Origin of the sequence: Burkholderia puraquae (genome assembly GCF_002099195.1) — a bacterium.
In the GTDB taxonomy this organism is placed as follows: Bacteria; Pseudomonadota; Gammaproteobacteria; order Burkholderiales; family Burkholderiaceae; genus Burkholderia; species Burkholderia puraquae.
Genome location: NZ_NBYX01000004.1, coordinates 180,813 through 198,478, shown reverse-complemented (window position 1 = coordinate 198,478; position 17,666 = coordinate 180,813). Strand labels below are relative to the sequence as shown.

The following is a 17,666-nucleotide window of genomic DNA, read 5'->3' as shown; positions in this document are numbered from 1 at the left end:
GTCCTTATTGGGTTTCCAGTTCGCCGAGCAGCGCATCGATCGCGCTCGCCGCATCGGTCGCGCCGCGTGCCGCGCAGGCCGCGTCGATCGCTTCCGCACAGCGCGCCAGCGTGCGCGTGTCGAACAGCGTGCGCAGCGGCAACGCGAGCCCCCAGTGCAGGTTCGCCTGCGCGTGCGCCTGCGTCGCGAGCAGCGAATGGCCGCCGAGCAGGAAGAAATCGCCGTCGCGGCCGATCGCATCGGCATGCAGCACGCGTTGCCAGATCCCGGCGAGCGCGCGTTCCGTGTCGGTCGCGAGTTCGACGTCGGCTGCCGCTTCGCGCACCGGCGCGGGCAGCGCATGACGGTCGCACTTGCCGTTCGGCGTCACGGGCAACGCATCGAGTTCGATCAGCTGCGACGGCACCATGTATGCCGGCAGTTGCGCGCGCAGTGCATCGAGCAGCGCCGCACGGTCGAGCGGGCCCGCGTCGCCGCGGGCGACATAGCCGATCAGTTGCGCGTCGCGCACGATCACGACCGCATCGTTCACGCCGGGCGCCGCGCGCAGCAGCGCCTCGATCTCGCCCGGCTCGATCCGCTGGCCGCGCAGCTTGACCTGCGTGTCGACGCGGCCGAGGTAGTCGAGCGCACCGTCGGCGCGCCGGCGAGCGAGATCGCCCGTGCGGTACATGCGCGCGCCCGGCACGAACGGATCGGGCACGAAGCGCTCGGCGGTCAGCGCCGGCCGGCCGAGATAGCCGCGCGCGAGGCCCGCGCCCGCGAGATACAGTTCGCCGGTCGCGCCGGCCGGCACCGGCTGCCATGCGGCATCGAGCACATGCATCTGCAGGTTCGCGATCGGGTGGCCGATCGGCACCGCAACCGCGTTCGCGTCGTCTGGGCCGCAGGTCCAGTGCGACACGTCGATCGCGGCCTCGGTCGGCCCGTACAGGTTCACGAGCGTCGCGTTCGGCAGCAGCCGCGCCATCTTTGCAACGAGTTCGGGTGCGAGCGCCTCGCCGCTCGCGACGATCAGGCGCACGCTGTCGCACTGTGCGGCGGCCGAGAAATCGTCGAGATACGCGGCGAACGCGGCGAGCATCGACGGCACGAAGTGCAGCACCGTCACGCCGTGCCCATGGATCGCGGCCGCGAGACGCGCCGGATCGCGATGGTCGCCGGGCGCGGCGATCGCGAGCTTCGCGCCGATCGCCAGCGGCCACACGAATTCCCACACCGACACGTCGAAACCGAACGGTGTCTTGTGCAGCACGACGTCGTCGCGCGTCAGCCGGTATGCGTGCTGCATCCACGCGATCCGGTTCGCAAGCGCGCCGTGCGTATTGCCGGCGCCCTTCGGCTTGCCGGTCGAGCCGGACGTGTAAATCAGGTAGGCCAGCTGCGCATCGTCGATCGTGGCGGCCGCGCCGGCGGCGTCGTTTCCGGTTTCATCGGCGAGCAGGTCAGCAACCGTCAGCAGCTGCGTTGCGGCACCTTCGCCGAGCGCGGCCTCGACCTGCTCGCGCAGATGGGCCTGCGTAATCGCGACGGCCGGCCGCGCGTCGCGCAGCAGATACGCGATGCGCTCGGCCGGATAGTCGGGATCGACCGGCAGGTAGGCCGCACCCGCCTTCAGCACGCCGACCAGCGCCATCACCATGTCGAACGAGCGCTCGACGCACAACGCGACCGGCGTGTCGGGCTGCACGCCGCGCCGGCGCAGCGCAGCAGCGATCCGCGACGTGCCGACGTCGAGTTCGCGATAGGTCGCACGATGCACGCCGCCGTGAACGTCCGCGTATTCGAGCGCAATCGCGTCGGGCGTCGCCTGGGCGGCATCGGCGAATTGCAGGTGCAGCGGCTGTCGTTGTTCGTTCGGCCAGGTGTGTGCGGTGTCCTGCGCACGTACCCGTGCGTCGCGGGTGGCGTCGTCGGCGATCGACAGCGCGCCGAGCAGCGCATCCGGCGTGCAGGCCAGCGCATCGAGCGCACATGCGAACGCGCGGTGCCAGGTTTCGACCTGCCGCGCATCGACGCGCGCGGTGTCGTAGCCGTAGTCGATCGTCAGCTCGGCGCCGCTCTCGATCACGAGCGTCAGCGCGAAATCGGTGGCTTCGATGCTGCGCACGCCGCTCAACGCCAGCGCGCGCGGATCGGCGTCGCGCGCCGTGTCGTCGACCGGGTAGTTCTCGAACACCACCAGCGTGTCGAACAGTGCGCCGCCCGCGCCGCGCGCCCAGCGCTGGATGTCGGCGAGCGGCGTGTGCGCGTGCTCGGCGGCGGCCGCGTTGTCGCGTTGCAGCGTTTGCAGCCAGTCGGCCGCGCGTTGCTGCGGCGCGGGCGCCGTGATCACCGGCAGCGTGTTGATGAAGAGGCCGAGCACCGAGTCGACGTCCGCCAGTGCATCGGGACGGCCGGCGACCGTCGCACCGAACGCGACGGCCGGCTGGTGCGTCATCCGCTGCAGCGCGAGCGCCCATGCGCCCTGCACCAGCGTGTTGACGGTCAGCTTCAGTGCGCGCGCCGTCTGCGCGACACGCGTCGTCATGTCTGCATCGAGCGTCGCGCGCCACGTGACCATCTCGGCATCCGCACGGTCGGCCGGGCGTTCCGCGATCAGCGTCGGTGCGTCGAGTCGTGCGAGGCGTTCGGTCCAGAAGCGTTCGTCGGCGTCGCGGTCGCGCGTGCCGAGCCATGCGATGAAGTCGCGATAACGCAGCGCCGGGCGGCTCGCGAACGGCGACACCGCGTCCGGATCGCGATAGTCGCGCAGCACGTCCGCGAGCAGGCGCGCGGTGCTCCAGCCATCGAGCAGCACATGGTGACGCGTCCATACGACGCGCCATGCGTCGTCGGTCACGCGGATCAGCGCGACGCGCATCAGCGGCGGCTCGCGCCAGTCGAAACCGCGTGCGCGGTCGGCTGCGAGCCATGCGTCGAAATCGGCATCGAGCGTGGCGCCGCGCGTGCGCCAGTCGAGCTGCTCGACCGGCATCCGCGCATGGCGATGCACGCACTGCAGCGGCGCGGCTTCGTCCGGCATCACGCTCGTGCGCAGGATGTCGTGGCGCGCGATCGACGCTTCGAACGCGGCCGCGAGCCGGTCGGCGTCAAGCGCCGTCGCGGTCGCGACGAGCTGGTTTACGTAGCTGGCATGACCGGGCGCGAACAGCGCGTGGAACAGGATGCCCTGCTGCATCGGCGACAGCGGATACACGTCGTCGATCGCCCGCCAGTCGAGCGGTGCGCGTTCGATCGCGGCCTGCGTAAGACCGGCGGCCTGCGCGAGCGGGAAATCGCCCGGCGTCGCGCCACCGCCGCGATGCGCGACGCGCGACGCGCACGCCTCGACGAGTTCGCGCAGCGCCGCCGCGAAGCGTTCGGCGAATGCGTCGATCGTCGCGCGCTCGAATTGCGGTGCGCCGTAAACCCAGTGCACTTTCAGCGTGCGTGCGCCGTCGCGATCCGTGTCGAGGTAAGCGTGGATCGCAAGCGTATTGCCGAGCGGCCCTTGGCGGTCGCGCTCGACGCCGGTGCCGCCGAAACGCGGCACGAGCATCGCATCACGCGGCGCGTCGAACTGACCGAGATAGTTGAACGTGACGCGCGGGCGCGGCATGGCGGCCAGCGCCGCACGCGTGGCCGCATTGCCGTGGTGCGCGAGCACGCCGAAGCCGAGCCCCTTGTGCGGCACCGCACGCAGCGTGTCCTTGACCGCGCACAGCGTGTCGCGCGCAGTGGCCGCGACCGGCAGCACCACCGGGTAATGGCTCGTCAGCCAACCGATCGTGCGGCTGGCATCGGCATCGTCGAACAGCGCCTCGCGGCCATGCCCTTCCAGCTCGACACGGCACGATGCGGCACCGCTCGCGCCGGCCAGTGCCAGTGCGAGCGCCGCGCCCAGCAGTTCGATCGTCTGCGTGCGATAGGCCGCATGCGCATCGGTCAGCGCCGCGCGGGTCAATGCCGCGTCGATCGTCTGCACGACGACGGCCGCATCGGCGTTCGTCGCCGCTGCGTCGGGATGATCGGGCACGACGTCGCCGCCCTGCGCCATGCCGGCCCAGTACGCAGCTTCGGCCACGAACGGCGATGCCGGTTCCGTCGCCGCGCGTGCGAGTCGCGACGCCCATGCATCCGCGCGCAGGCCCGGCTGCGGCAGCCGGACCGGCGTGCGTTCGCATGCGGCACGGTAGGCCGTATCCAGGTCGTCGAGCAGGATGCGCCACGACACGCCGTCGACGATCGCATGGTGAATGGCGAGATAGAGCTGCGTCGAACCGTCCGGCAAGCGTGCCGCGCATGCGCAGGCAAGCGGCCCGCGCCCGAGGTCGAGACGGCACTGCAACGCGTCGAAGCGCGCGAGCGCGTCGGCTTCGTCGCGGGCGGCGACTTCGACGAACGGCAGCGCATCGTACGGCTTCGCGGCGTCGCTGGCGTGCCACGTGCCGTCCGCACCGCGAGCGAAGCGCTGGCGGAATGCATCGTGGTGCGTCAGCAATGCGTCGAAGGCGCGCGCGAACGCATCGGCGTCGAACGGCCCGCGCACGTCGAACGCAACCGACTGGTTCCAGTGGCCCGGATGCGGGATATCGAGCGCGAAGAAGCGCTGCTGCGCGGGCGTCAGGACCCGTGCCGTCGCCGGCGCGCCGGCAGCGGCCGCGACCGCCGGCTGCGCGGCAGTTGCAGCGCCAGCCGCCACGTCCTCCATCTTCGCGATGCGTGCGAGTTCGGCGATCGTTGGGCCGTCGAACAGTTGCTTCGGCGTGAAGCGCACGCCGCGCTTGCGCGCCCGGGCGATCACCTGCAGCACGAGGATCGAATCGCCGCCGAGTTCGAAGAAATTGTCGTCGCGGCCGACCTGCGGCGCCTTCAGCACGGCCTGCCAGACTTCGGCGAGCACCGTTTCGACCGCACCCTGCGGTGCGTTCCCGGACGCGCTCGCGACCGGCGCGGCCGCCAGCTCGCGCAGCGCGGCGCGATCGATCTTGCCGTTCGCGGTCACCGGCAGGCGCGCGAGCGCGACGAACTGCGCGGGCACCATGTAGTCTGGCAGTTTCGCGGCAAGCGCCGCGCGCACGGCGGCCTCGTCGAATGCCGCACCGTCGCGCATCACGACGAACGTCGCAAGCCGCAGGCGGCCGTCGTGTTCGATCGCGAGCGTTTCGGCCTGCGCAACCGGGCCGGCAGCGCGCACCGCCGCACTCACCTCGCCCGGTTCAACGCGGTAGCCGCGAATTTTCACCTGGTCGTCGATACGGCCGAGGAACGCGAGGCGGCCGTCCGCGCGCAACCGCACGCGGTCGCCCGTGCGATACAGCCGTGCACCGGGCGTGAACGGATCGGGCACGAAGCGCTCGGCGGTCTGCGCCGGGCGGCCCAGGTAGCCGCGCGCGACACCCGGCCCGCCCAGATACAGCTCACCCGTCGCGCCGGCCGGCACGCACGCGCCGAACGCGTCGAGCACGAGTGCGCGCGCATTGGGCAGCGGCAGGCCGAGCGGCACACCGCTCGCGGGATCGCGCGCATCGGCGGCGATCGACGCCGTGTCGCAGGCGATCGCGCCGACCGTCGCTTCGGTCGGCCCGTAGTGGTTGATCACGCGGCAGGCGGGCGCAAGCGCGGCCAGGCGCGCGACGAGCGCCCACGTGAGCGTTTCGCCGCCCGTCACGAGCGCGTGGCGCGGCAACACGTCGGCCGGTACGCGCGCGTCGAGCAGCGCCTGCAGGTGGCTCGGCACGATCTTCAGCACCCCAACGTCGCGGCGGCGCATTTCGTCGGCGAACAGGTCCGGATCGAACGCGCACGCGGCCGGCAGCAGGTGCAGCGTGCGGCCCGCGCACAGTGCGCCGAACAGCGTCGTGTGGCCGAGGTCGGCCGCGACGGTCGATACCATCGCAAACGACGCGTCCGGTGCGAACGCGAGTTCGTCGAGCATCCCCTGCACGTAGTCGGCCAGTGCGCCGTGCGACACGACGACGCCCTTCGGCGTGCCGGTCGAGCCCGACGTATAGATCAGGTACGCGCCCTGTTCCGGGTGCGGTGCGATACGCACGCCGGCCGCGTGCGCGAGCGTCGCGTCCTGCGCAAGCGTGTCGACGTCGAGCGGCTGTGCGTCGATACCGGCCGGCCATGCAGCCGACTCCGCGACGAGCGCCCAGCGCGCGCCGCAGTCGGCCGCTGCCGCGGCCAGTCGCGCGGCCGGTTGGGCGGGATCGAGCAGCACGGCGAGCGCGCCGGCCTTCAGCGCGCCGAGCAGGCCGACGACGAAGCGCGCCGAGCGTTCGACGCAGACGATGACGGACGCTTCGGCGGCCACGCCGCGCTGGGTCAGCGCGCGTGCGATGCGGTTCGATGCGTCGTCGAGTTCGGCGAACGTCAGCGATGCCGACGCATCGGCGAGCGCGACGCGATGTGGATACGCGGCCGCCTGCCGCGCGAACGCGGCGACGATGTCGGCGTGTTCGACGCGCAGCGCACGGCCGTCGCGCGGCTGGCGCGACGCGGCCGACGCGTCACACGGCAGGATGGCCGTCGTTTGGTGCGGATCATGCGCAGCCGAGCCGACGAGCGCCGCATAGCTGTCGAGCCACGCGCGCGCGGTGTCCGCGTCGATGCAGTCGGTCGCATAGGCCGCGACCAGTTCGATGCCGTTTGCATCGTCGGTGAAATCCACGGCGAAGTCGAAGCGCGCTGCGAGGTCGGGCCCCGGCGTCGCGACCGCCGTGGCGCCCGGCAGCACGCTGTCGTGCCGAGCATCGAACTGCTGCGCGAATTTCACGCGCAGCCATTCGTCGCCGCGCTTGACCGGCGGCTTCACCGCATCGACGACGCGCTCGAACGGCACGTCCTGGTGCGCGACCGCGTCGAGCGCAGCCGTGCGCGCCGCATCGACGAGCGCGCGGAACGGCAGCGTCGGCGCCACTTGCACGCGCAGCGCGACCGTATTCAGGAAAAGGCCCAGCAGCGCGCGCGTTTCGGGGCGCTGGCGATGCGCGACCGGCACCGCGACGACGACATCCGTTGCGCCGGTCAGGCGCGCCAGCCACGCATCGAGCGCGGCCAGCAGCATCGTGAAGACGGTCGCCTGCGCGTCGCGCGCGAGTTGCCGCACGTCGGCCGCGACCGCGTCGGGCAGCCGTACCGACACGCGCGCGCCCTGCAGCGTGCGTACCGCCCCCGGCTGACGATCGACCGGCAGCGCGAGCGGGCCCGGCACGTCACGCAACGCGCCGCGCCAGTAGTCGAGCTGACGTTCACCTTCGCCGCCGGCCAGCATGTCGCGCTGCCAGTCTGCATAGTCGGCGTACTGGATCGGCAGTTCGGGCAGCGACGGTTCGCGGCCTTCGGCGTATGCGCGATAGGCGGCCGACAATTCGTCGAACGCACAGCGCGAGCTCCAGCCGTCGGTGATCGCGTGATGCGCGGTCAACAGCAGGCGGTGACGGTCGTCGGCGAGTGCGACCAGCGTCGCGCGCAGCAGCGGGCCGCGTGCGAGGTCGAACGGTTCGGCCGCGTCGCGCTCGGCGAGACGCGCGGCTTGCGCGTCGCGCGCAGCCGGCGGCTGGTCGCGCAGGTCGACGTCGACGATCGACACCGGCAGATGCGCATGAATCCGCTGCATGACCACGCCGTCGTCGTTGTCGACGAGCGTCGTACGCCACGCCTCGTGCCGGCCGATCACGTGATCGAGCGCGCGCTGCAGCGCAGCGCGATCGAGCGTGCCGTCGATCGTCCAGTGCGCGGCGATGTGATATGCAGCGCTCGCATCACGCGTTTGTGCGAGCACCCAGAAACGTTGTTGCGCGAGCGATGCGGCACGATCGACGTGCGGCGCGGCCGCCTCGGCCACATCGGCAGTCGCACGGCGCACGGTAATCGCGGCCAGCGGTTCGCCGGTTTCGCGTTCCGCATGATCGACCGCCTCGGCCAGTTCGAAGAGCGACGGATCGGCGAACAGCGTATCGAGCCGCAGGTTCACGCGTACTGTGGCGCGGATCGCGGCCTGCAGTTGCATCGCAGCGAGAGAATCCGCGCCCAGCGCAAAGAATCGGTCATCGCGCGACGGCGCGACGTCGAGGCCGAGCAGTGCCTGCCAGAGGCCGGCGAGCTGCCGTTCGGTCGGCGTGCGCGGTGCGTCGCCGCTACCTTGCGCGGTGTCACGCGTGGCGGCAATCTTCTCGCGCAGCGCGGCACGGTCGATCTTGCCGTTCAGCGTATACGGCAGTGCATCGCAACGCACGAACCGGTGCGGCTGCCATGCGGCCGGCAGTTGCGCAGCCACGTGCGCTTTGAGCGCGACATCGTCGGCCGCCGCGCGCAGCGCGACGCACGCGATCAGCCGCGTCGGCCCGTTGCCGGTTTCGGCAACCACGGCCGCGTCGGCCACGGCCGGATGCGAACGCAGGCACGCGGCGATTTCCGCGGGCTCCACGCGCACGCCGCGCACCTGGACCTGATCGTCGAGGCGGCCGAGATAGTCGAATGCGCCGTCGTCGCGCAGCCGTGCGAGGTCGCCGGTGCGGTACACGCGCGCGCCGGGTTCGCCGTCGGCATCGGGAATGAAGCGTTCGGCCGTCAAGGCCGGACGGCCGTGATAACCGCGTGCAACGCAGACGCCGCCGAGCAGCAACTCGCCCGAGCCGTCGTCCGAGGCGCCGTCGACACGCGCAACGCGCGGGCCGATCACACGGCCGATCGGCAACGACGCATACGCGTCGTCGTCGGCCAGCACGGGCGTCTCACCCGGCTCGACCGGCCACAGCATCGGCGAAATGACGGCCTCGGTCGGCCCGTAACCGTTGATCAGGCGTACCGACGGGAACGTGCGGCGCACGAATTCGAACGCCTGCTGCGGCAGCGCTTCGCCGCCGAACGCGAGCACGCGCAGTGCCGGCGGCACGCCATCGCGCGCGGCCACCGCCGCGAATTCGCGCAGGTACGCGGGCGGGAACGCGGCCACGTTGACCGATTCACTCGCCATCAGCGCATGCGCGGCATCCGGCGCGAACGGCTGCGGCGGCGCCACGACGATGCTCGCGCCAATCGCGAGCGGTGCCAGCCAGCATTCGTGCGCGGCATCGAAATTGACCGATGCGAAATGCAGCAGGCGGTCGCCGGCCTCGATCGGCAGCGCGGCCGCGAGCGCATCGCAGTGCGCGGCGAGCGGCCCGTGTTCGACGACGACGGCCTTCGGCGTGCCGGTCGAACCCGACGTATAGATCATGTAGGCGGCCGAACGCGGATGAACGGGCACCGCTTCGTCGTCCGCGGCGATCTCCTGCCCGTGCGCCGCTTCGGCTGCCGCGTCGAACGCGTGTTCGAACGGCTTGCCGAGCGCCGCGCGGCCGGCCGCGTCGACGATCCCGTGCCGCAACCGTGCATCCTGGACGATCCAGTCGAGGCGTGCGGCCGGATGACGCGGATCGAGCGGCACGAACACACCGCCCGCCTTCAGCACGGCCAGCAGCGCGACGAACAGTTCGCACGAGCGCTCGACGCACACGCCGACCCGCACTTCCGCACCGACGCCGGCCGCGCGCAGTTGCCGGGCCAGCCGCGACGCCCGCGCATCGAGCGCGCCGCGCGACAGGCGCAAGCCATTCTGGAAAGGGGCCGCGATGGCGGGTGCGTCAGGCGCGATGCGCGCCAGTTCGCGGATTCGGTGATGCAGCGCAGTCGGGAAACTCGTCATGTGCGTGAAGTCCTTCGGTCCGGCCGCTTCGGCCAAGTCTCGGGGCCGCTTGGGGCGGCTTCACTGGTGTGACGAACGGCGCGGCCGATTTTTTACCGTTTTGTGCTCAAAACGCGTGCGGCCGCTTTTTTTGAACGGGCCGCTAAATATTTGCGCGGCCCGTTCGTCTATCAGGAAGGAAAGCCGGAACGAGGCCCCGCCTCGCCAGCCGCTTTCGCACCAGTTTTGCCGTTTCCGCGTTTTCGCTTGCCTTCCCTTTACCGACGTTGCCGATGACAGCCGCCCACGAGCCTTCTTCCCCGCCGTCCCTCGACGCTTCCCCCGCCCGCCCCGCGGCGCGCCTGATCCTCGCGCTGTTGCGCGAAAGCCGCGCGTCGCTCGCGCTGGCGCTCACCGCGTGCGTGCTGAACGGCGTCGCGAGCGTGCTGCTCGTCGCGACGCTGAACCGCGCGCTCTCGCAGCCGGGCGCGGCCGACGCGTCGCTCGCCTGGCGCTTCGCGCTGTGCGCGGTGGTCGCGCTCGTCACGCGAATCGTGTCGGGCACGCTGTTTGCCCGCCTGTCGCAGGACACGATGGCGCGGCTGCGCGTGCATCTCGCGCGGCGCGTCGGCGCGGCCGAGCTGCGCGACATCGAGCGGATCGGCGCGGCGCCCGTGCAGTCGGTGCTGACCGACGACGCAACCAACGTGTCGATGCTGTTCTTCGCGCTGCCGAACCTCGTCATGCACGGCTCGATCGTGTTCGGCTGCCTCGGCTATCTCGCTTGGCTGTCGTGGCCCGTGTGCCTGCTGGCGCTGGCCGCGATCCTCGCCGGCTCGCTCGGCTATCACACCGGCGACCGCCGCGCGATCGCATCGCTCGAAGCGGCCGGCCAGGCGCAGGACCGCCTGTTCGGCTATCTCGGCTCGCTGTTTTCCGGCGCGAAGGAACTGAAGCTGCACGATGAACGCGCGCGTCAGTTCGTCGACGGCCAGCTCGGCGCCGCGATCGGCGAAGTGCGCGACCACCGCCGCCGCGCGTTCAGCGCGTACGCGGTCGGCGTCGGCTGGATCATCTTCCTGTTCTATGTGTTCCTCGGTATCGCATCGTTCTGGCCGCAGCTCGGCGTGCATGCCGATCCGGCCACGGCCGCCGGCTACGTCGTCGTGTTCCTGTTCATGCTCGTGCCGCTCGACGGGCTGCTGAACAACCTGCCGACGGTCAACGCGGCACGCGTGTCGCTCACGCGGATCGAAGGCGTGATGGCCGAATTCGGCGCGCTGCGCACGGTGCCGCCTGCGGCCGATGCACCCGACGTGCCGCCGGCCGGCGCCGTCACGCTGCGCGGCGTCACGCACGCGTACTTCCACGAACGCGACGAACGGATGTTCAGCATCGGGCCGATCGACCTGACGATCAAGCCGGGCGAGCTCGTGTTCATCGTCGGCGGCAACGGCAGCGGCAAGACGACGCTCGCGAAGGTGCTGACGGGGCTCTACGAGCCTGAGGAAGGCACGATCGAGGTCGACGGCCGCACGATCGGCTGGCGCGAGCGCGCCGCGTACCGGCAGCGCTTCAGCGCGGTGTTCAACGATTTCCACCTGTTCGATGCACTGCTCGGCATCGTCGACCCTGACGATCCGTCCCGCGCACAGGCCGACGCGCGCGCGAACGCGCTCGTCGCGAAGCTCGCGCTCGATCACAAGGTGAAGGTGGTCGACGGCGCGTTCTCGACCCGCGCGCTGTCGACCGGGCAGCGCAAGCGGCTCGCGCTCGTCGTCGCGTACCTGGAGGACCGGCCGTTCTACCTGTTCGACGAATGGGCGGCCGACCAGGATCCGTCGTTCAAGGCCGTGTTCTACGAGCAACTGCTGCCCGAGCTGCGTGCGCGCGGCAAGGCCGTGATCGTGATCACGCACGACGACCGCTATTTCGATCTCGCCGACCGTTTGTTGAAGCTCGACAACGGGCGCATCGTCAGCGACACGACGCCGGCGCGGTCTCGCGCGCTGGATGGCGTCGATGCGCTGAGCGCGTAACACGGCAGTCGATGGAAAAAATCGCCGACGCGCTGCAATGACAGTGCGTCGGCGATTTTCGTTTCGGAAGGCACCGCCTCGGGCGCGTGGCGCGATCGTGGAAAGGTTCACCGCGAGTCAGGCCGACCGCAACGCCCTGCCGCCGTCGTAGCGGCATCGTCCGCCGCTCGACCGCCGCACACTCAACGCACGGCCGGCAGCTTCAGCATCGTATCGGTCATCACGTCGGCCAGTTTCAGCGCCGACATCGGCCCGCCGAATCCCCAGATATTGCGTTCGACGAGCGCGATCCGGTGTTCCCGCATCGCAGGCACGAAGCGCCACACCGGCGAATCGAGTTTCGCGGACAGCGGCACCTCCATTCCGGATGCGGTCACGAACAGCACGGCCAGTTCGCGCTGCTTGAGCAAATCGGCCGACGTCACGTACAGCGTGCCTTCCCGCGTCGGCTTCTTCGGCCACGGGTCGAGCCCGAGCGCCCGCGCGAGGCCCGCCGACGTGCTGTTGCCCGTATAGGCCCAGTAGCGGTCGGGCAAGCCGAGATCCTGCAGCAGCGCGATGCGCTCGCCCTTGCGGCCCGCGGCCGCGAGCCGCGCCGCATTGCGCGCGATTCCCGCATCGAGTTGCGCATCGACCGCCTGCGCACGCGCGTCGCGCCCCGTCACCGCACCGATCGTCCGGAAGATCTGCCGCATCCAGTCGAGTTGCGTGACCGGCACGCCGCCGTCCGACACGTTCGGGCTGAACTGGAACAGGATCGTCGGCGCGATCCGGTCGAGCGCATCGAAGATCGGCGCATGCCGGAAACCGACGCCGATGATCAGGTCGGGTTTGACCGCCGCGATCGCTTCGAGGCCCGGCTCCTGGCGCGAACCGATGTCGGTCACGTTCGCGAGCCGGTCGCTTTGATAGCCGAGCCAGCCCGGATAGAACGCCGTATCGGCCATCCCGACCGGCACGATGTCGAGCGCGATCACGCTTTCCGCGAACATGAAGTCGAGCGCGACCACGCGCTGCGGCCGCACCGGCATCGTCGCGCTCGCCTGCGACACGACGGGATTGCCGGCCAGCGACACCACGCCCGGCGCACGCACGCCCGGCGCGCGATGCGCATCGAGAGCTGCGGCAACGGCGCCGGACGATGCGCAAAGCGCACCGCAGCACGCGGCGCCGAGCGCCGCGAGTGCGCCGAGCACGTGCCGGCGGCCGGCATCCGTCACCGGATCGCGTCCTGCTCGGCCAGCGCCGCGTCGTCCATCGTCAGTAGCAGGGGGCAGCTTCCACACAGTTGCGTTTCTCCAGGAATTTCATAGCGCAGGCAGCACACGCGGCGCGCACGGAACGGCGTCGGCAGCAGCGCCGAGCGCGGCACGGCATCGCGCACGGGTACGCGCAGCGGATTCGGTTCGCCGTGGACGCAGGCCGGGCCGAACAGCCAGTCCGCATCCCGGACGGGATCGGCTGCGCACGGCAGCGAACGATACGTATCGAGCAGATAGTCGAGCAGGTTGCCCGCATTGCTCCACAGCACGCGCGGCGTGACGCGGCCCATCGCCGCGAGCAGGTCGATCACCGCGCCGAGATGCGCGACGAGCCCCGCATAGCGGGGCGCCGGGTCGTCGCACGGCTCGCCGAGCGCATCGTGCGTGAAGTACAGCGCGGCGGGCATTCCGTCGTCGAGCGCGACGAACGTGCGCTCGGGCGACATGTCGAGCGGCCGGCCGAGCGTCAGCGCGGCGACGACGCCGGCCGGCGCCGCGCGGCCGAAATAGTATTTGCTCCATTGCGACATCAGCGCGCGCGCATGCTGTGCCGGATCTCCGCCGTAATGGCGGACCATCGCGTCGAGCACGATGTCGCGGTGCGCGGGCAACGCGCTGACCGGCACGATGATGCGGCCCGGCGCGGTCGCGTCGTCAGGCATACCGAGCCAGACGACGTCGAGGTGTTCGGCGAACGGTTCAGGCGCGAACGCCGAGAAACGCGTGACGCGCGCGCCGTCGAGCGACGGCGTCATCGCCCTGCGCGCCGGGCGCGGCGCCCCTCGAGGATCAGCAGCCCGAGCAGGTACGGCGCGCCGATCAGCGCGGTCAGCACGCCGGCCGGCACTTCGCGCGGCGCGACGACCGTGCGCGCCGCGAGATCCGCCACACCGAGGATCAGCGCACCGCACACGGCCGCGAGCCACAGCCGCGTACGGTGCCGGCGCGCGCCGAGCATCGTCGCGACGTGCGGCGCCATCAACCCGATGAAGCCGACCGGCCCGACCGCCGCGACGGCCGCGCACGCGGCGAGCGTCGCGATCGTCAGCGCGAGCGGCCGCAGTGCGGCGACCGGCAGGCCGAGCGCGGCTGCCTGGTCGTCGCCGAGCGCGAGCATGTCGAGCGGTTTCGCGAGCCACGCAAACACGGGCACCGCGAGCACGCACCACGGCAGCAGCATCGACACCTCGCCCCAGCTCCGGCCATAAGTACCGCCGACGAGCCACACGACGAAGCGCGCGGGCTGCACGCTTTCCTGCGTGATCAGCCATTGCGCGAGCGTGGTCCACAGCGCGCCGATCACGATACCCGTCAGCGCGACGGCGAGCGGCGCATAGCGATGCCGGTGATTCAGCGCGAGCGTGATCGCGAGCGACAGGCCGCCGCCGATCAGCGCGGCGGCTGCGAGCGTTACGTGGCCCATCAACGGCCACGTCGACAGCGCGAACAGCGTGACGAGCCCCGCGCCCTGCGTGACACCCAGCACTTCCGGGCCCGCGAGCGGGTTACGCACGACGCTTTGCATCGCGACACCGCTGACCGACAGCAACGCACCCGCGAGGAGCGCGCACAGCAGGCGCGGCATGCGCAGGTCGATCAGCATCCGCGCGAGCGCATCGTGGCCGGACAGCGCGGCGGACCAGCGCGCGACCGACAGCCACTCGGGGCCGGCCGACACGCCGACAAACACGATCAGCACGCCTGCCACGACGAACAGCGCCGTACGCAGCGGCCAGCCGAGCCGTTCGAGCCAGCCGACGAGCCGCGTCGAGCCGCCGCCCGCCGCGCGTTCGGCATCCGCGTGCAGCACGCCCGACCACGCGGCACCGCGCCGGATCATCGCGAGCATCAGCGGCGTGCCGACCAGTGCGATCGCGACGCCGGTCGACAGTGTCGCGTCGAGGCCCGACGCGAGCACCGCGCTGTCGGTGACGAGTACGAGTGCACCGCCCGCGAGCGCCGACAGCGGCACCAGCACGCCGAGCCGCGCCGCGCGCGCGCCGCGCACCTGGCGCAGCAGGTTCGGCGCGACGAGGCCGACATACGACAGCGGGCCCGCGATACTGACGGCCACGCTCGTGAACGCGACCGCGACGATCGTCGCGGCGAGCCGCGTCGCATCGACGCGCACGCCGGCCGCGGCCGCCGCGTCGTCGCCGAGCGTGAGCGGATTCAGCGGCCGGATCACGAACGGCAACGCGATGAGCGGCACGACGAGCCAGCGCGCGGCGAGCGCGAGGCCCGTCGCGCCCGGCTGGTAGAGGCTGCCGTTGGTCCACAGCGCGGCGCCCGCAATGTTCTGCTCGAAGAACGCGAGCACGAGCGTCGACAGCGCGGCGAACAGCAGCATGCATACGCTGCCCGCGAGGACGAGTCGCAACGGCGTCGCGCGCCAGCCGCCGGCCGCGACGATTGCGCAGGCGGCGGCGGCCAGCCCGCAGACGAACAGCAGCGGCACCGACGCGACGCCGGCCAGGGCCGGCACGAGCATCGCCGCGAGCAGGCCGAGCTGGGCGCCACCCGTCACGCCGAGCAGGTCTGGCGACGCGAGCGGATTGCGCGTGAGCGACTGGAACAACGCACCCGCGATGCCGAGGCAGCCGCCCGCGACGAGCGCAGCCGCGACGCGCGGCAGGTTGAGGTCGAACAGGAACACATGCGCGAGCGCAGCGGCATCGCTGCCGGGCACGGCGTCCCGCCACACGCGCAGATCGGGGGCGACGCGCAGCACCGCAAGTGCCGCGATCAGCGCGACGAGGCCGATCGCAATCGCACCGGCCCGCCCCGAGGTCGCGCCCTTCCCCGCCGCCGCGAGGCGCTTGCGCGTCGCGAACGTGGTCATACGGCGAGATCCCGGTCGAAGACGCCGGCTGCCTGCGGTGCGCCGTCGGTCGACGGCCCGTAGGCCGGCACGCACATCGGTGCGCCCGTCTGCGGATGCGCGAGCTTCAGCATCTCGACGCCGAACGCCGCGCGCAGCCGCGCCGGATCGAGCATCGCGTCGGGCGTGCCCTGCGCGACGAGGCGGCCCGCGCGCATCAGCACGATCTCGTCGCTGTACGCAGCCGCCTGGTTCAGGTCGTGCAGCACCCACACGATCGTCAGCCCGCGCGCGCGGTTCAGCGTGCGCAGCGCATCGAGGATGTCGAGCTGGTGATGGATGTCGAGATAGGTCGTCGGCTCGTCGAGCAGCACGATCGGCGCCTGCTGCGCGAGCGCCATCGCGATCCACGCGCGCTGACGCTCGCCGCCCGACAGCGCGCCGACGTCGCGGTTCGCGTCGTCGGCGAGGCCGCTCGTCTCGAGCGCCTCGTCGATCGCCGCATGGTCGGCCCGCGACAGGCCGCGCAGGAAGCCGCCGTACGCATAGCGCCCGTACGCGACGAGTTCGCGCACGGTGAGGCCCGACGGAATCTGGTTGAACTGCGCGAGCATCGTCAGCTCGCGCGCGAGCGCGCGACGGCGAAACGACGCGAGCGGCTGGCCGTTGACTTCGACATGGCCGGCACGCGCAGGCTGCAGGCCCGCGAGCGTGCGCAGCAGCGTGCTCTTGCCGCAGCCGTTCGGTCCGCACAGCGCGGTGACGCGGCCGGCCGCGATCGACAGGTCCAGCCCGTCGATCACGACATGGTCGCGATACCCTACCGACAGCCCGCGCGCGGCAAGCGCGGCGGTACTACGCGTCATCAATCCTCCGTTCGGCCGCGCGGGACCGTGTAACTCTGCGCCATCGCGACGACGACCTTGCGCGGCCCCTCGAACGGGTCGCGCGCATGCGCGGTCAGCATGTTGTCGAGCATCAGCACGTCGCCCGTGCGCCACGGGAACACGATGCGCTGCTGGTCGAGCACGCCGCGGATCTCCGCGAGCGCGTCGGCTTCGAGCGGTTCGCCGTCGCCGTAATACACGTTGCGCGGCACGTTCTCGAGCCCGACCGCATCGACGAGTGCTTCCTGCATGTCGTCGTCGAGCGCCGACAGGTGAAACAGGTTCGCCTGGTTGAACCACACGCGGTCGCCGGTGCGCGGATGGCGCGCAACGGCCTGGCAGCGTTCGCGGGTGCGCAGCAGCAGCTCGCCGTCGTCGTCGGTACGCCACGTGCATTCGATGCCGCGCGCCGCGCACATCCGTTCGACCTCGGCCGGCTCGTCGGTGCCGAACGACTGCTGCCACGGCAGGTCGAGCCCCTGCCCGAAATTGCGGACGTACAGCAGCTCGCGCTTCTCGAAGCGCGCAATCAGCGCCGGGTCGAGCGCGCGATAGACGGCGCGGCTGTCCGCGATCGGCGTCGCACCGCCCTTGGGCGCCGCGAGCGCGCAGTGGAACCAGATCCGCAGCGGCCATTCGCGCGTGTACGACTGCTCGTTGTGCAGCGGAATCGCGCGGTGCGGCGGGTATTCGGTCGACGTATAGACGGCGCCTTCGACCTGGCTGCGCGGCGTCGATGCGTATTCATAGCCGATCAGCGGATCGCCGAACGACGCCGCGAACCGCTGGAACGTGTCGATCGACGGCACGTGAAAACCCGTGAACAGCACGCCGCCCGCCCGTTCGAGCGTGTCGGCCGCGATCTCGCGCGCCAGCGGCGCGACGTCGTCGATCGACATTCCGTCGCTGCCGCGTGGCGACACGACGGTGGGCAGCCCCGGCTCGATATGCAGGTCGTCGAGCGTCGGCAACGAAAGCAGGGTCATGCAACGTCCTCTTCAG

General features: G+C 71.2%; 7 protein-coding genes. 1 reads left to right on the top strand and 6 read right to left on the bottom strand.

Annotated elements, in window-relative coordinates; genetic code table 11:
* Positions 1 to 4: 4 nt before the first annotated feature.
* Positions 5 to 9,676, bottom strand: coding sequence for a non-ribosomal peptide synthetase (locus tag B7G54_RS10295; protein ID WP_085038997.1), 9,672 nt, complete (start codon positions 9,674 to 9,676; stop codon positions 5 to 7).
* 272 nt (positions 9,677 to 9,948) lie between these two features.
* Here B7G54_RS10295 and B7G54_RS10285 point away from each other — a divergent pair, with 272 nt between their 5' ends.
* Positions 9,949 to 11,694, top strand: coding sequence for a cyclic peptide export ABC transporter (locus tag B7G54_RS10285; RefSeq protein WP_085038996.1), 1,746 nt, complete (start codon positions 9,949 to 9,951; stop codon positions 11,692 to 11,694).
* Positions 11,695 to 11,876: 182 nt separating this feature from the next.
* On the opposite strand, the gene B7G54_RS10280 is transcribed toward B7G54_RS10285, so the two are convergent.
* From B7G54_RS10280 to B7G54_RS10260, 5 genes are read right to left on the bottom strand one after another with little or no spacing between them, the layout of a single operon-like run.
* Positions 11,877 to 12,914 carry an ABC transporter substrate-binding protein gene (locus B7G54_RS10280; protein ID WP_085038995.1) on the bottom strand — a complete coding sequence of 346 codons (1,038 nt, stop codon included), beginning with the start codon at positions 12,912 to 12,914 and terminating at the stop codon, positions 11,877 to 11,879.
* A complete protein-coding gene (gene fhuF / locus B7G54_RS10275) occupies positions 12,911 to 13,711 on the bottom strand; it encodes a siderophore-iron reductase FhuF (protein WP_085038994.1) in 801 nt (266 codons plus the stop codon). Before fhuF ends, B7G54_RS10280 begins: the two co-directional genes overlap by 4 nt.
* Positions 13,708 to 15,798: a Fe(3+)-hydroxamate ABC transporter permease FhuB gene (fhuB, locus tag B7G54_RS10270; protein ID WP_085038993.1), complete on the bottom strand. Its 2,091-nt coding sequence runs from the start codon at positions 15,796 to 15,798 to the stop codon at positions 13,708 to 13,710. The genes fhuF and fhuB overlap by 4 nt, the downstream gene beginning before the upstream one ends.
* Positions 15,795 to 16,643, bottom strand: coding sequence for an ABC transporter ATP-binding protein (locus B7G54_RS10265; protein WP_085038992.1), 849 nt, complete (start codon positions 16,641 to 16,643; stop codon positions 15,795 to 15,797). The genes fhuB and B7G54_RS10265 overlap by 4 nt, the downstream gene beginning before the upstream one ends.
* The gene (locus B7G54_RS10260) at positions 16,643 to 17,650 is read right to left on the bottom strand and encodes a TauD/TfdA family dioxygenase (protein ID WP_085038991.1); all 1,008 of its coding nucleotides are present in this window, start codon (positions 17,648 to 17,650) and stop codon (positions 16,643 to 16,645) included. The genes B7G54_RS10265 and B7G54_RS10260 overlap by 1 nt, the downstream gene beginning before the upstream one ends.
* Positions 17,651 to 17,666: the final 16 nt, after the last annotated feature.